Origin of the sequence: Kitasatospora sp. NPDC127067 (genome assembly GCF_042724755.1) — a bacterium.
In the GTDB taxonomy this organism is placed as follows: domain Bacteria; phylum Actinomycetota; class Actinomycetes; order Streptomycetales; family Streptomycetaceae; genus Kitasatospora; species Kitasatospora lactacystinica.
In genome coordinates this window covers 5,307-20,678 of record NZ_JBHXEM010000144.1, presented here as the reverse complement: position 1 = coordinate 20,678, position 15,372 = coordinate 5,307, and the positions used below count along the sequence as shown (strand labels likewise).

General features: G+C 75.3%; 11 protein-coding genes. 4 read left to right on the top strand and 7 right to left on the bottom strand.

Annotated features, from left to right (window positions below; translation table 11 throughout):
• Window positions 1–82 precede the first annotated feature (82 nt).
• From menC to ACFWJ4_RS35685, 5 genes are all read right to left on the bottom strand, one after another.
• Window positions 83–1,192, bottom strand: a complete 1,110-nt coding sequence (gene menC, locus ACFWJ4_RS35705) for an o-succinylbenzoate synthase (protein ID WP_380551940.1) — start codon at window positions 1,190–1,192, stop codon at window positions 83–85.
• Window positions 1,189–2,055 (bottom strand): GNAT family N-acetyltransferase, encoded by an 867-nt coding sequence (locus ACFWJ4_RS35700; RefSeq protein WP_380551937.1) that lies wholly within the window; start codon window positions 2,053–2,055, stop codon window positions 1,189–1,191. Before ACFWJ4_RS35700 ends, menC begins: the two co-directional genes overlap by 4 nt.
• Window positions 2,052–3,650, bottom strand: coding sequence for a PucR family transcriptional regulator (locus ACFWJ4_RS35695; RefSeq protein ID WP_380551935.1), 1,599 nt, complete (start codon window positions 3,648–3,650; stop codon window positions 2,052–2,054). The genes ACFWJ4_RS35700 and ACFWJ4_RS35695 overlap by 4 nt, the downstream gene beginning before the upstream one ends.
• Complete coding sequence (locus tag ACFWJ4_RS35690; RefSeq protein WP_380551932.1) at window positions 3,647–5,395, bottom strand: serine hydrolase domain-containing protein; 1,749 nt, start codon at window positions 5,393–5,395, stop codon at window positions 3,647–3,649. Before ACFWJ4_RS35690 ends, ACFWJ4_RS35695 begins: the two co-directional genes overlap by 4 nt.
• Before the next feature lie 138 nt (window positions 5,396–5,533).
• Entirely contained in the window at window positions 5,534–6,526 is a 993-nt protein-coding gene (locus tag ACFWJ4_RS35685; RefSeq protein ID WP_380551929.1) for an ArsR/SmtB family transcription factor, read from the bottom strand.
• Window positions 6,527–6,642: 116 nt separating this feature from the next.
• Between ACFWJ4_RS35685 and ACFWJ4_RS35680 the strand changes: the two genes are divergently transcribed.
• Window positions 6,643–7,248, top strand: coding sequence for an RICIN domain-containing protein (locus ACFWJ4_RS35680; protein WP_380551926.1), 606 nt, complete (start codon window positions 6,643–6,645; stop codon window positions 7,246–7,248).
• A 120-nt stretch (window positions 7,249–7,368) separates the two neighbouring features.
• Here the strand turns inward: ACFWJ4_RS35680 and ACFWJ4_RS35675 are convergent, their stop codons facing one another.
• The gene (locus tag ACFWJ4_RS35675; RefSeq protein ID WP_380551923.1) at window positions 7,369–8,484 is read right to left on the bottom strand and encodes an alpha/beta fold hydrolase; all 1,116 of its coding nucleotides are present in this window, start codon (window positions 8,482–8,484) and stop codon (window positions 7,369–7,371) included.
• A 282-nt stretch (window positions 8,485–8,766) separates the two neighbouring features.
• Here ACFWJ4_RS35675 and ACFWJ4_RS35670 point away from each other — a divergent pair, with 282 nt between their 5' ends.
• Together ACFWJ4_RS35670 and ACFWJ4_RS35665 are read left to right on the top strand one after the other, a co-directional pair.
• Window positions 8,767–9,153 (top strand): recombinase family protein, encoded by a 387-nt coding sequence (locus ACFWJ4_RS35670; protein WP_380551920.1) that lies wholly within the window; start codon window positions 8,767–8,769, stop codon window positions 9,151–9,153.
• A gap of 198 nt (window positions 9,154–9,351) precedes the next feature.
• The gene (locus ACFWJ4_RS35665) at window positions 9,352–12,252 is read left to right on the top strand and encodes an ATP-binding protein (protein WP_380551917.1); all 2,901 of its coding nucleotides are present in this window, start codon (window positions 9,352–9,354) and stop codon (window positions 12,250–12,252) included.
• Between the two features lie 88 nt (window positions 12,253–12,340).
• Here ACFWJ4_RS35665 and ACFWJ4_RS35660 read toward each other — a convergent pair whose 3' ends face one another.
• The gene (locus ACFWJ4_RS35660; RefSeq protein WP_359915435.1) at window positions 12,341–12,511 is read right to left on the bottom strand and encodes a hypothetical protein; all 171 of its coding nucleotides are present in this window, start codon (window positions 12,509–12,511) and stop codon (window positions 12,341–12,343) included.
• Between the two features lie 273 nt (window positions 12,512–12,784).
• Here ACFWJ4_RS35660 and ACFWJ4_RS35655 point away from each other — a divergent pair, with 273 nt between their 5' ends.
• Entirely contained in the window at window positions 12,785–15,139 is a 2,355-nt protein-coding gene (locus ACFWJ4_RS35655; RefSeq protein WP_380551914.1) for an LPXTG cell wall anchor domain-containing protein, read from the top strand.
• Window positions 15,140–15,372 lie beyond the last annotated feature (233 nt).

The following is a 15,372-nucleotide window of genomic DNA, read 5'->3' as shown; positions in this document are numbered from 1 at the left end:
CGGGGGCCCCCCCCCCCGGGTGTTTTCGTCCCGCCCCCCGCCGCGGCCCCCCCCCGGGGGGCCCCCGAGGCCCTACGACTGGTCAGACGGTGAGGAGTTCCGTGGAGGTGGTGGCGGCTTGCAGGGCGTCGGGGTCGGGGACGATGCCGATCCCCGGGCCGGTGGGGACGGTCAGACGGCCGTCGTGGAGGACGAAGGGGTCGGTGATGTCGCGGGTGTAGTAGCGGGCCGAGGCCGAGATGTCGCCGGGCAGGGTGAAGCCCGGGAGCGCGGCCAGCGCCAGGTTGGCCGCCCGCCCCAGCCCGGTCTCCAGCATGCCGCCGCACCACACCGGTACGCCGTTCGCCAGGCACAGGTCGTGGATCCGGCGGGCTTCCAGGTACCCGCCGACCCGGCCGGGCTTGATGTTCACGATCGAGCACGCCTCCTGCCGGATGGCGGTGGCCGCGTCCCGGGCGGAGGTGATCGACTCGTCCAGGCAGATCGGGGTGTCCATGCGGGCCGCCAGCCGGGTGTGCGAGAGCAGGTCGTCGGGGGCGAACGGCTGCTCGATCAGCGTCAGCCCGTAGGCGTCGAGCCGGCGCAGGTGGGGCTGGTCCGCCGGACCGTAGGCGGTGTTGGCGTCCACCTGCAGGGCGATGTCCGGGCCGAAGGTCTCCCGGACCGCTCGCAGCGGCTCGATGTCCCAGCCCGGTTCGATCTTCAGCTTGATCCGGGCGTAGCCCGCGCGGAGGTAGCCGTCGACGGCGCTGATCAGCTCGTCGACGGTGTCCGTGATGCCGACGGACACGCCGACCGCGAGCTCGGTGCGCGTCGCCCCGAAGTACTGGGCGAGGCTGATGCCGGCGGTCCGCAGTTCGGCGTCCAGTACCGCCATCTCGACGGCCGTCCTGGCCATCGGATTGCCTCTGACCGGCCGGAGCAGCTCGGGTACCAGTGCCGCGGTCAGCCCGGGGGCCCGGGACAACCGGGGCAGCAGGAACTCACGTACCACTTCCCGGGCCCCGGCCAGGTACTCGGCGCTGTACGTCGGATCGTCGTCGGCCACGCACTCGCCCCAGCCGACGGCTCCGTCGGCCGTGGTGACCTTGACCAGCAGCGAGTTCCGGTGTTCCTGGGTTCCCAGTGCGGTCCGGAACGGCGCGACCAGGGGCAGGGCCACCTCGCGCAACTCCACCTGTTGCAGCTTCATTCCGATGTTTCCTTCCGTCGCAGGACGTACCAGCCGGACCGGTCGAACCCGTCGATCCGGTAGCCGTTCTCCAGGGCGCCGCCGAGCGCCTGGCGCATCGCGGACCGCCAGCGCCGGGCGGCGGCCGGATCCGTTCGCCGCAGGGACTCCGCGTCCACGGGGGTGACACAGCGCAGTACGCCGCCGGTCGCGGCGCGCGGTACGGGCTCGCCGTTGCCGTCCGCTTCGAGCACGGGTTCCGCCGCGGCCAGGTCCGGCAGCGGTGCCGGTGCGTGCGGCGTCCCGTGCACCGGCCAACTGACGAACAGCCGGTCGGAGTCGTCGCCGTCGTTGATGCCGTCGGCCAACGGCCCGTAGAAGTCGGGCAGGTACGCCTCCGCGACCGCCCCGAGCCGCCGCAGGTTGAAGTGGGCGTTGCGGCGGATCAGCGGGTCGTACGTCCACGAGATCGACGACAGGCCCGCCCGGGCGGCCCACTCCCGCTGGTGCGACTTCATCGCCGCGCCGATCCCGCGCCCGTGCATTCCCGGCAGCACGCCGGCCACGTGCGAGTGCAGGCTGTCCCCGATGGTGCGGAATCCGGCGGTCACGCCGACCATCGCCGTCCCGAGGTACGCCGCCGCGACGTAGCCGCCGGTGTGGGCGAGCGCGCACATCACGTCCAGGGCCAGCGGTGGCTCGGCGATGTCCGGGGTGTTCCACACGGTGCGCAGCACCGCGTCGGCCTGCTGGAGTTCGGGTACGGTCCGGAGCGACCGGATTCGGACGTCCGCCCGTTCCGCGCCGGCGGAAGGAAATTCGACCGTGCGACGAGTCTGCTCGGCGGGCCGCCCCGGGCCATTGGCGTCCGGGCCCGAGTTCACCTGGCCTCCTTTGTGCCGATGTCCGGCAGCCGCAGCCGCAGTTGCAGCGCCAGTGCCAGCCGCAGGTCCGGATCGTCGATGTCGATCAGCTCGGCCAGCCGGCGCAACCGGTGCCGCAACGTGTTGGGGTGCAGCGTCATGGCCTCGGCGACCCGTGGCACGTCGTAGTGCCCGGCGATCCAGCAGCGCAGTGTCTTCTCGTACTCCGTTCCGTGCCGGGCGTCGTGGTCGAGCACCGTCGACAGGGGCTCCCCGTGCAGGGCCGGACGGTACCGGAGCGCCTCGTGGACGTCCCGCAGGAATATCGGGGCGGCCAGCTCCTCGTGCCGTCCGATCTCCGTCCTGCCGAACGGTCCGCACACCACGTCGAGCGCCTGCCTGGCCTGGCTCAGCCCTGTCGAGGCGTCGGCGGGGCCGGGGAGGGTGCGGCTGATCCCCGCCCGCCAGCCGCCGCCCAGGGTGTCGCTCGCCCGGGCCAGCACCGTCGCGATGATCAGCTGGATCACGGGCGCGTCGGACGCCGTGTCGACCACCGCCACGGCCTGACCGTCCAGTGCTCCGGCGGCGGCTCCCAGCCGGTAGGCGGAGAGTCCCATCCGCAGCAGGTCGCCGACGTATTCGGCGGCGGAGTCCGGCGAGACGCCTCGCGCGTGACCGGCCGGGTCGCCGATGCGGCCGATCACCAGCACGGTCACCGGGGCGTCGAAGCGTATCCCGAACGAGTCGGCGAGCTCCCGGGTCGCTCCCAGGCCGCGGAGCAGCCAGCCCAGGCGCTCGGCTCGTTGCCGGCGCTCGGCGTCCGCCGCGAGGCTGACCCGGGCCAGGTGGGGCGCGGCCAGCCGCGCGCCCTCGGCGAGGACGTCCGCCGCCTCCTCCGTCAGGGGCTCATCGCCTTGGAGCACCCAGATGGTGCCCAGCGCCTCGCCACCGTCCCGGATGGCGATGGCGAGGCGTGGCCGGTACTCCTTCGGCTCGTAGCTCCAGACCGCGGTGTCGGAGCGCAGGACGGCGGCGTACTCCTCGGCGTGGGTCGGGTGGTCCGGTACCCGGCGGCCGAGGATGCCGTCACGACGCGGGTCGTCGACCAGTTGGCCCGGGACCGTGGAGTAGGCCAGCACGCGCATGGACAGGTCCTCGATCGCCACCGCGCCGCCGGCGCGCACGGCGATGTCGTTGGCGAGGGCGAACAGGTCGGTGGACCGGTGCCTGTTCGGCTCGAACACCGGGCTCGTGATCGCACGCAGCGCGTCGATCAGGGTGTAGAGCTGCCCCCAGGAGATCTCGGCGCTGCGCTCCAGGAGCGCCACTCCGGTCCGTTCGGCCGCCTGTGTCAGCGCTGCCGTGTCCGTGGTGCCGGCTCGCACGACCACCGCCTTGGCGTGGTGCTCGGCTGCCCACTCCAGGACGTCGGCGGTCAGTCGGCCGGGTACCAGGACGATCGCGTCGGTCAGCCCTGTCCCGGGGGCGTCGGTGTCATGGATCGTGGGCGCCCCGACGGCGACCGCCCGGCCTCGCGGCAGTGCGAGCGGCCGTAGGAGGTCGGTTCCCAGGCTGTCGAGCACGACCCCGAGGGTGATCCCGGCGGGGGCTGTCATCGCCGCTCCGATCGCGGCATCGGGCCGCGGCGCTCTCCGGTGGACTCACCGTCGGCGGTCGCCTGTTCACCGGCCGGGAACACATGCGTCGTTCCGGTCGGCGGCAGCTGCCTCTCCGGACCGGCCACCGCCGGCCGCGGGGTGGTGTGGCCCGCCAGGGGGCGAAGTGGTACGAGGTCGAGGCCGGGGGGAAGTCCCAGGGGGGCGGTGTCGTCGGGCTGTCGGAGGAAGCGCATCCGGTGGACACCGTGCGTGCTGATCAGGAGGTCGTCGCCGCTGGGGCGCAGGCTGATCAGGCCGCCCGCGCGGAACGCGCCGTCCGGTGCCGGTTCGATCGTCCCGACGAACTCCAGGCCGAGTTCGAGCGTGCCGTCCCGGGTGACCGTCGCCAGGACACCGAGTTCCGGACTGCGGTAGACGGCCGGTGGCAGTGTGGCACCGGCAGCCGCGGGGGGACAGCGCCGGTACTCCGTGGCGCGGCCGGGGCGGTACACCGATCCGATCCTGATCGTGCCGGACGACACCCGCAGCCAGAAGCCGGCGCTGTCCTCCAGGCCCTGCCAGCTGCCGTCGACGGCCGGGGCGAACTCGCCGGCGGACGGCGCGTCGTGGATGCGGATCCGGCCGTTGCCCACGGCGTCGATCCGGAGGGTGAGGCCGGATCGCGGATCCAGCCAGTCCCCCGTCAGCCGGGCAGCGGGCTCGGCGGCCACCGGGTCCGCCGTCAGCGCGACGGGATCGTCCTCGGGCAGCCCGGCGGCCAGCCGGAGCACCCGAGTGGCCAGCTCCGCGGAGTCGATCGAGGAGTTGTTGCTCAGCAGCGCCACGCCGAGGTCGGCGTCCGGCATGAACAGCAGCTGGGACCGGTACCCGGGGACACCGCCGGCATGGCCGAACGCCGGGTGGCCCGCGATCGTCGTGTGGTAGAGACCCAGCGCGTACGGCCACTCCTGCCCGTCCCCGGAGTCGACCTGCCGCAACAGCCCGTCGCGGATGTCGGCGCCCAGGACCCGGCCGTCCTGCAGGAACCCGAACCACGGCGCCAGGTCGGCGACGCTGGTGGCCAGGCCGCCGTCGCCGACCGCGGACTCCTCGGTGTCGGCGCGCCGGACGGCACCGCGGGTGACGTCGTACCCGTAGGCGAATCGCGGCAACGGCTCCCGGCTGTCCTCGCGGAACACGGTCTCGTTCATGCCCAGCGGTGTGAACATCCGGTCCGTGGTGAACTCCCCCAGGGTGCGACCGGTGAGCCGCCGCACGAGCGAGGCGACCAGGACGTACCCCGTGTTGGAGTAGGAGAACGCGGTCCCCGGTTCGAAGTCGACCTCGGTCAGCCCTGCCACGAAGGCCAGCGTCTGGTCCTGGGTGATCCTCGTCAGCGGGCGGCCGGCGATCGTCGCCAGGGCCAGCCAGTCCCGCAGACCTCCCGTGTGCCGCAGACATTGACCGACGGTCACCGGCACCGCCAACTTCAGCTCGGGCAGGTGCGTGCGGATGTCGTCGTCCAGCGACAGTCGCCCGTCCCGGCACAGCAGCAACGCCGCCGCGGCGGTGAACTGCTTGCTCATGGAGGCGATGTCGAACCGTGTGCGGGTGTCGACCGGCGCCTCGAACTCCACGCTCGCCAGCCCCGCGGACGCCTGGTGGATCAGCTTCCCGTCGGTGTAGATCCCGACGGACAGTCCCGGGTCACCCGGGCGTATCGCCGAGTCCACGACCTCGGACAGTGTTGTTGAGATGGCCATGCACCCCAGACTCTCAGCCAGGACTGCCCGGAAGGTTTGTCCTGACAGGCAAAGTCCGCTCGCCCAACGTTGGCCGAAAGGACATGCCCGTATGCCTCCTGACGTCAGGAGCGTTGGGGGCGCGACCGTACGCGGCGTTCAACCGGGACCGGGCGCCGCTGCGCCGAGCCGCTGGTAGAGGACCTGCCGGGACCGTCGGGTGCGGGTCACGAGCCCCGCCCGGTGCAGGAGCTGGAGGTGGTAGGAGACGGTGGCCGGGCTCAGGTACAGCCGCCGGGCGAGCTCCGTCGTGGAGCGCGGCTGGCTCAGCTCGGCCAGGAGCTTCAGCCGCGTCGCCCCGATCAGCGGATGCTCCCGGGCCGCGGGCCGGCAGTCGACCTGCCCCGCGGGATAGACGATCAGCGGGGTGCGTGGGGCCGGCGCACCGGGCGGCTCCCCCGCGCAGAAGAGGGCCCAGTCGACGAAGACGCTCGGCGTGAGGATCACCGCGTCCGCGTCCAGCGTCAGCTGGTGGATGCCGCCCGTGCGCAGGTGCACGACCAACTCGCCGTCGCGCCATTCCAGGTTGGGGGCCAGGCGGTTGAGGGTCTCGGCGAGCCCGCACCGGGCGATCTCGGAGGCCCGGGCGGCGACGTCGGCCTCCAGGCGGGCCCGGACGGCGGGCCACGAGGGCTCCAGCGCCTCGTGCCAGAACCGCGCCATCTCGTCGGCGAGGCGGTGCGCGAAGTGGTCCTCCCCGCGGTCGAGGGCCCGCAGGAGCTGCCTGGGCGGCGGGTGGCTGGAGCCGGGGTCCCAGGAGTGGCCGTTGACGGCCTCGGTCAACTCGTAGCGGACGCGCTCCCGCGGGGTCGTCGCGATCTGGTGCAGCGCCGTGTCGATGTCGGTCAGGAAGCCCGGCGGCTCCGGCCGGAGGAAGTCGGGGGCGTACCCGAGGGGGCCGCCCCCGCCGACCACGGCCAGCAGCCCGAGCCGGTGCCGGGACAGCGCGTCGGTGGCCCTGGTCCGCCACGGCGGGGTCAGCGTGCCCGGGCTGAACCCGACGAGGCGGAGCAGGTCCTTGGCGGAGCCCACCGGCGAGACCGCGAACCTGACGTTTCCCAGCCCCCGGGTCCCCAGGCGAATCCGGATCACAGACGCTCCCCCCTTCGCCGGCCCTTTCGAAAGAAATCGAATCATTCGACCGGTCGATCGGCTTGGCGTTTCCTGGATTCACCGCACAGACCGGCCTTGAGAGGAATCCAGGACCCGTGATCATTCACAGGAAGCTGGCCGCAGTCGCGACCGCGGCGGCAGCCCTCGCCATCGGCACCGCGGGCTCGGCGGCCGCCCGGACCGCCGAGCCCGCCGCCCAGCACGCGACACCGGCGTCGGCGCCGACCGCGGCGCGGCAGGGCAGCGGTACCGCGTCCCCGTCGGTCCGGGACGGGGAGATCGTGGAGCTCTGGAACTACAACAGCCAGCACTGCCTGTCGGTCGGGGCCGGGAGCACCGCGGGCGGGGCCGGGATCATCCAGTGGTCCTGTTACGGCGGCGCCGAGCAGTACTGGGGCCTCTACCCGATGCCGAACTCCGGCGGCGGCTACGAGATCGTGAACAAGAACAGCGGCAAGTGCCTGGCGGATCCGGCGAGTTCGCCGAACGCCGGCGTCCAGTTGATCCAGTACGGCTGCGACAAGGGGTGGGAGCAGACCTGGTACTTCGGCTCGAACCCGGACACGGGCTTCGCGCAGATCAAGAACCGGGCGAGCGGCCTGTGCGCCGCGGTCGGCGCTTCGAGCACGACGCCGGGCGCGCCGGTCGTCCAGTGGCCCTGCACCGGCGGCTCCGAGCAGCGGTGGACGACTTCCGGGTGACGGCCGCGCGGCCGACCGCCGGCGCCCGGTGACCGACGTCTCGCGGCTTCTCCCCCACGAAGCCGCGAGACCCTCCCGGCCCGTCGCCCCCGCGCGGCGCGGCCGCCGACCCGTCCGCGCTCAGAGCCGGTCGGCGTCGAGGACGGCCTGCACGAAGGCCTCGGGTGCCTCCTGGGGGACGTTGTGGCCGGCCTCGGGCAGGCTCCGGTGGAGGTAGGGGCCGGTGAAGAAGTCGCGGTAGCCGGCGCCGTCGCCGGGGGCGGTGAACGGGTCGCGGCCCGCGTCCAGGGTCACGGTCGGCACGGCGATCCGGGGACGGGCGGCGAGGCGGCGCTCCAGCTGGTCGTAGCGGTGCTCGCCCTCCGCCAGGCCCAGCCGCCAGCGGTAGTTGTGGATGACGATCGCCGCGTAGTCGGGGTTGTCGAAGGCGGCGGCGGTGCGGTCGAAGACGGCGTCGTCGAAGGCCCAGGTCGGCGAGACCTGCTGCCAGACCAGGCGGCACAGCTCGCGGCGCTTGTCCCGGTCCTCCATGGCACGCCGTCCGCGTTCGGTGGCGAAGTAGAACTGGTACCACCAGGTGTGCTCGGCGGCGGGCGCCAGCGGCTCCTTCTGCATCTCGACGTCGGTGACGAGGTAGCCGCTGACCGAGACCAGCGCCTCGACCCGCTCGGGCCACAGCGCGGCGATGATGTCGGCGGTGCGCGAGCCCCAGTCGAAGCCCGCCAGCACGGCCCGCCGGATGCCCAGCGCGTCCATCAGGGCGAGCACGTCCAGGGCGACCGCGGCCTGCTGGGCGTTGCGCATCGTCCGCTCGGACAGGAAGCGGGTGGTGCCGTGGCCGCGCAGGTACGGCACGACGACCCGGTAGCCCCGGGCGGCGAGCAGCGGGGCGACGTCGACGTAGCTGTGGATGTCGTACGGCCAGCCGTGCAGGCAGATCACGGCGGGGCCGTCGGCCGGGCCGTCCTCGGCGTAGCCGACGTCGAGCAGGCCGGCCCGGACCTGGGCCAGGCGGGCGAAGCCGGTCCGGGCGGCGGGGGCGGGGGCGCCGACGGGGGCGGCGGCCGGTGCAGGGGCGGGGGCACCGGCGGCCGGGGCCGACCCGGCCGGTACGGGGGTTCCGGCCGGTGCGGCCCCGGCGGCCCGGGCCTGGGGCAGGGGCGGGGCGGCCAGGGACAGCGCGGTGGTGCCCGCGCCGAGTCCGACGGCCCTGGTGAAGGTGCGCCTGTCGATCATGCCGATTTCCTCCTCGGTGCGAACGTGCGCTTCATTTCAGCCCGTTGACGCCGCGTCGACGACCCGGAGCGCCTCGGCGCGCCGCGCGGGGCCCCCGGGACGGCTGGGAACGCGAGCGCCGCCCGGGGCCCGCGGGGCCTGCGGGGCGGGGCGGTGACCTGTTCGGCGGTCGCACGATTGGGTGGCGACCGCTATTGATCCCGCACTGTTCACCGGGGCCTGCTGGAGTGGACGGGCGCCCCACTCCCGTCGCACTCCTCACCCACCGGGCAGGTGAACGACATGACCGACCGCCCCCCGCACCCCGGCCTCCCGGCCCGGCCCGCGCTGTACCTCCGTTGTTACCCCGCCGACGCGGCGGGGCTGGAGTACCAGCGGGCGGCGCTGGAGCGTCTGGCCCGCTACCGCGGCCTGCCGGTGCCCTCCGCCTTCCTGGACGACGGGGTGCGCTCCGGCGACCCGCACCCCGCCCTGGAGCGGTTGCTGGAGCGGGCCGAACAGGGCTGGGTGAACGTGGTGCTGGTGCCGGGGCCGTTCGTCTTCTCGCTCGACGACCGCAGTGCCCGGGCGACCGTGCGCCGGCTGGAGGCGCTGGGCTGCGCGGTACTCGAACTGCCCGGCCCGGACGTCCCGCCGCACCACCCGCCGGTCCGCGCCCGGACCGCCTGAACACACTGCCCGCACCGCCCGTACGCGCACGGACACACCTCCCGCACCACAGGAACACACCACGGGAACGCAGCACCGGAACGCACCGCGGGGAGGGCGCCCCGGCGGGTACCGCCGGAAGCCGTCACGGCATGATGTGCCCATGGCCTTCGCACCCCTCCTCGGCGAGCGCCGCGCACCCGAACCGACCGGACGGCCGTGAGTCGGCCCGTCGAGCCGGGATCGCCCGGCGCCGGTTTCGTGTTCGTGGGGCGCCGGCCCGAACTGGACCGCCTGACCGACGCGATGCTCCGCCCGCCCGCCGTGGTCCTGGTCGAGGGCGAGGCCGGCCTGGGCAAGTCCCGCCTGGTGGCCGAGGCCGCGGCCGGTGCCGCGGCGGCGGGCCGCCTGGTGCTGACCGGCTTCTGCCATCCGCTGCGCGAGCCGCTGGCCTTCGGCCCGGTGGTGGACGCGCTGCGCGGCGTCGGCCCGTTCCTGCCGCCCGCCGACCGCATCCCGGCCAGCGCCGGGGCGCTGCGTCCGCTGCTGCCCGACCTCGCCGACCGGCTGCCGCCGCTGCCCGCGGCCGCCGGTGAGGGGACGCCGGGGCTGCGGCTGCTGGTCCAGGCGGTGCGCGCCCTGCTCGGCGCGCTCGGCGAGACGGTGCTGGTCGTCGAGGACCTGCACTGGGTGGACGACGCCACCCGCGAGCTGCTCCTGCTGCTGGCCCGGGACGTGCCGGCGGGGCTGGCCCTGGTGCTCACCTACCGGGCCGAGGACCTGGCGCCGGACATCCCCGCGCTGGGCGCGGCCTACCGGCGCCCGGCCGGGGTGGGCGGCGCGCTGATCCGGCTGGCCCCGCTCGCCGAGGCCGAGGTCGACGAGCTGGCCCGGGCGGCGCTGGGCCCGCGTGCGACGGCGGCGCTCACCCGGGTGCTGTTCGACCGCAGCGAGGGCCTGCCGCTGGTCGCCGAGGAGGACCTGATCACGCTGTGCGAGCAGCGCGGTTCCGGCGCGCTGACCAACGCCGCGGACCTGGCCGCCGACCTGGAGCAGTCCGAGGTGCCGCGCGGCCTGCGCGACGCGGTGACCGAGCGGCTCGCGGCGCTGTCCCCGGAGGCCGCCGCGATCGCCTCGGCCGCCGCGGTGCTGGGCGTGCCGGCCGGGGAGGACCTGCTGGCCGCCGTGGCCGGCCTCGACCCGCAGGCCGCGGCGGACGGCCTCACCGAGGCGCTGCGGGCGGCGGTGCTCAACGAGAAGCCGCTGGCCCGCTACGGGTTCCGGCACGTCCTGGCGCAGCAGGTGGCCTACCGGCGGCTGCCGGGGCCGCGGCGCGGCGCGCTGCACCGGCGGGCGGTGGCGGCGCTGGGCGCGCGCGAGCCGAGGCCGCTGGTGCAGATCGCCCACCACACGCTGGCGCTCGGCGACCGGGCGGCCTGGCAGGAGGTGGCCGAGGCGGCCGCCGACCAGGCGGTGGCGCTCGGGGACAGCGGCAGTGCCGGCGCGCTGCTGCGCCGGCTGCTGGACGAGCCCGACCTCGATCCGCGGCGGCGCGGGCGGGCCGCGCTGGCGTTGGCGCGGATCGCCGCCGACGGCGTGGATTCGGTGGCCAGTGCCGCGGCGCTGACCGCGATCATCGCCGATCCGCGGCTGCCGGTGCCCGACCGCGGCGAGATCCGCCTGTCGTTGGGCTTCCTGATGGCGGTGCACGGCGGGGACCGGGCCGGTTTCGACCGGATGGAGGAGTCCCTCGACGAGTTGGAGCAGCGTCCGGGCCGGGCGGCCCGGGCAATGGTGGCGCTGGCCATGAACGAGCGCGACGGCGCCGGCGAGCACGCCCGGCAGTGGCTGGAGCGGGCCGAGCGGACGCTGGCCGCGAACCCGGACGAGGAGGTGGCCGCCGCGGTGCGGGCCACCCGGCTGACGTTCCTGGCGCGCGAGGGCGACCCCGCGGTGTGGGAGCAGCTGGACGCGCTGCCGCGCAGCTCGCGGCGGCCGGAGATCGTCCGGCAGACCACCCGTGCGCTGTACAACGCGGGTGAGATCGCCGTGGAGCTGGGCCACGACCGGCGGGCGGCACGACTGCTGGAGGAGAGCCGGCGCCTGGCCCGTCGGGCGGCGATCCCCTATCTGGAGTGCTACAGCCGGATCGCGCTGGTGCGGCTGGACGGTCTGGCCGGGCGGTGGGACGGGCTGGAGGAGCGGCTGGCCGCGCTGGGCGCGGAGTTCCCGGACCTCGCGATGGCCGGAGTCGAGCAGGCCCTGCTGCGGGGCCGGCTGGCGGCCGCGCGCGGCCGGCTCGCGGAGGCGCGCGACCACTTCACGGAGGCGGGCCCGTACGGGGAGCGGGAGTCGCAGGTGACCGGGGCGCTGCGGGCGGCGGCGGGGCTGGCGGGGCTGCAGCTGGCGGAGGGGGACGTCGCGCGGGCGGCGGCCACGCTGGTGCCGGCGCTGGACGCGCTGCGCCGGGCCGGGGCCTGGCCGCGGGCCGCCGAGTTGCTGCCGGTGGCGGTCGAGGTGCTGCTGGCGGCGGGCGACGCGGCGGGTGCGGCGGAGCTGGTCGAGCAGGCGCGGGCGCATCTGGAGGGGCGGGACGCGCCGGCGGCCCGGGCGGCGCTGGCCTTCGCCGGCGGTCTGCTGCTGGCCGGTACGGATCCGGCGGGCGCGGGCGCGGAGTTCGTGCGCTCGGCCGGGCTGTGGCAGCGGATCGGGCGCCCGTACGAGCAGGCGCGGGCCGAGGAGCGGGCGGCGACCGTGGCGGCGGGGGGCGACCGGGCGGCGGCCGAGGAGCGGATCGCCGCCGCCGAGCGGGCCTATCTGGCGCTGGGCGCGGCCTCGGACGCGGCCCGCTGCCAGCGGCTGCGGCGGGAGCTGGGCCTGGGCCGGGCGGCCTCGCCGGGACGGCGCGGCTACGGCGAGCGGCTGTCCCCGCGCGAGCGCCAGGTCGCGGCGCTGGCCGCCCAGGGCGCGGCGAACCAGGACATCGCCCGGGCGCTGTTCCTGTCGACCCGTACGGTCGAGCACCACGTGGCGAGTGCGCTGCGCAAGCTCGGGGTGGGCCGGGCGGGGCTGGGCGAGGCGCTGGCCGCCGCGGACGGGGCCCCGGAGGGCACCGGCTGAGGGAGGGGAAAAGGGGGGTCCCGCCCGCTCCCTCAAGGGGCGGGACCCGGTCCGGGGTCGGCCGTGCCGGTGGTGCCCGGCGCCGGGGTCAGCCGTGCCGGTGGTGCCCGGCGCGTTCGACGAGCCGGGAGAGCCGGGCCAGCCGGGCCAGGCCGGGCCGGCGCAGGCCGCTGCTGCGGCGGGCGGGCAGGACCAGCCCGGGGTCGGGGGCGGTGAAGTGGGTGTCGGCGTAGAGCCGGAGACGTTCGCGGCGGGTCATGGGGCGACCTCCGGGGGTGAGGGTCGTCGGTGTGGGGCGGGCTCCAGGAAACCGGCTGGGCGGGGGCGGGAACAATGCGTAGCGCTACCCAATCCCCCGTACCGAATCCTGGGTACCGGCCGTTCGCGCGCCTCGGACGGACCGTCAACCGGTGTTGCCCCACGCGGGTGAAAGAACCGTCCGGCAGGCGTCGACGCCGGTCCGCGCAGGTACGTGGTTCTGCTGTTCGTGTCACCTCCCGACAGCGAGGTTCCCGTGTCACCTGTCCGACGAGTGCGTCCGCGCCCGCCGCACGTCCTGTCCGCGTTGCTGGCGGTGGTGCTCGGTGCGGGCGCCGCCGCCCTGAGCGTTCCGGCCCCGGCGGCCTCGGCGGGGCCGCCGGAGGCCGTGCGGGCCCGGCCGGCGGCGAACGCGGCGGCGCAGCCCGCGGCGAAGGCGGAGGGCAGGGCGGCGCGGCCGAAGCCGCGCGGGGCCGGGACGCAGCGCCCGATCGGCCCGGACCCGGTGGTCGACCTGCTGGCGCACGGCAACCTCACGATGGCCTCCAACTCGGTGCTGACCTGCGACGACAGCGACGGCACGGTCTGCTCGGACACCGAGGGGTCGAACAACGGCCGGACCAAGTTCGTCAAGGTCGACCCGAACGCGCCGGGCCCCAACGCCTCCTCGGCGCAGTTGCTGCTGCCGGCCGGGGCGAACGTCCTGTCGGCGCGCCTGTACTGGCAGTTCAACCCGACCGGGACGAGCACCAACGGCACCTCCGGGGACATCGACCTGGGCAACCGGGTCTCCTGGAAGGTCCCGGGCGCGAGCGGGTACCAGCAGGTGACCGCGGACACCTACGACTGGTTCGACCAGATGGTGGGCGGGAACCCGCCGGAGCCGCTGCTGGCCGCCGGGGCGGTCAAGGACGTGACGGCGGAGGTCAGGGCGGCCGGTGCGGGCAGCTACACCGTCGCCGACATCCAGGCGTGCAGCGGCCGTTCCTCCGCGCAGAACTTCGGCGGCAACAACGTGGGCTGCTGGGGCGGCTGGTCGCTGGTGGTCGCGTACGAGGACACGGCGGAACCGCTGCGCTACCTCCAGGTCTGGGACGGCTACCAGCTGCTGCGCGACCCCAACAACTCGACGACCCTCACCCTGGGCGGCATCCGCACCCCCGCCACCACGGCCCCGCGGGCCGTCATGGGGATCACCGTGGGCGACGGTGACGCGCCGATCGCCGGGGACTCCCTGGCCGTCGGCTCCACGCCCACCGACCTGGCCCTGCTGCCGATGCCCGGCCCCACCGGGATCGGCACGGACAACGCGTTCACCAGCCGGATCGACCACGTCGCGACGGACGGCACCGGCGCCAACATCACCACCCGCGACCCCGACCCGGTCAACAACTACGGCTACGACGCCCGGATCATCGACGTGACCGGCAAGATCCCGGCCGGCAGCGAGCAGGCGCTGGTGCGCATCAGCGGCGCCGGCGACGCCCTGGAACCGCAGGCGGCCTGGCTGGCCCTGGACGCCCTCGAACCCGACCTGCGGATCACCAAGGCCAACACCCCGCCCGGCAGCCCCGACGACAACCCGCCCGGGCTGGTCGGCCCCGGCGAGACCATCACCTACACCTTCGCGGTGGCCAACCGGCGCCAGGACGGCACCAGCACCGACCTCGACACCGCGACCGGCGTCACCGTGACCGACACGATCCCGGCCGGCACCACCTTCGTCCCCGCCTCCAACCCGGCCTGCCAGGCCAGTGGACAGACCGTCACCTGCACGGTCCCCGACCTGCCCCCGGGCGCCGAGGCCAACGTCGCCTTCCAGGTCACCGTCGACGCCTCCACCGCCGTCGGCACCCACCTCGACGACACGGCCACGCTCCACTTCCGGGGCAGCCAGACCCAGCGGGCCCAGGAGCGCACCAGCAACACCGTGCGCAACACCGTCGCCGCCGTGCCCGGCTACACCATCGTCAAGACGGCCGACCCGACCACCGCCAAGCCCGGCGACACCGTCCGCTACCGGATCCAGGCCACCAACACCAGCCGGACCGACGCCCCCGGGGTGACCCTCACCGACGACCTTTCGGGCGTGCTGAACTCCGCCGCGTACAACAACGACACCACCGCGGACCGCGGTCAGGTCCAGTTCGCGGGCACCGCGCTGACCTGGAGCGGTGACCTGCCCGTCGGGGCCACCGTGACCATCGACTACTCCGTCACCGTGCGCTCCCCGCTGGCCGCCGACGCGGTCCTGCGCAACGGCGTCTCCTCCGGCACCTACGCCAACAACTGCTCGCAGGGCTCGACGGACGCGCGCTGCCGTACCGAGGTCCCGGTCACCGTCCCGAGCCCGAGCCCCAGCCCGAGCCCGAGCCCGACGCCGTCGCCGAGCCCCAGCCCGAGCCACAGCCCGAGTCCGACCACGAGCCACTCGCCGCACCCGACCCACAGCCCGGGCCACAGCCCGACCCACGTCCCCCCGCCCGACCACGGCCACGGCGGCCAGCTGCCCGAGACCGGTAGCAACGCGGCCCGGCTGCTGCCCGTCGTCGGCCTCACCGCGCTCGGCGCCGTCGCCGCGGGCGTGCTCCTGCTGATCCGCGCCCGCCGCACCCGCCGTACCCGCTGAGCCCCGTCACGACCGCACTGCCCCGGCCGCGCCCCCGCCCACCCGGGGGGCGGCCGCCGCGCGGCCCGCCGCCGCCGGGCCCGCCCCCGCCCGGGGCGGGGGGGGGCGCGGCGGCCGCGGGGGGGCCCCCGCCCGCCCCCCCCCCCCCCCCCCCCGCCGGCCCCCCCCCCCCCCCCGGCCGCCCCCCCCCCCCCCCGGTGTTTTCGTCCCGCCCCCCGCCGCGGCCCCCCCCC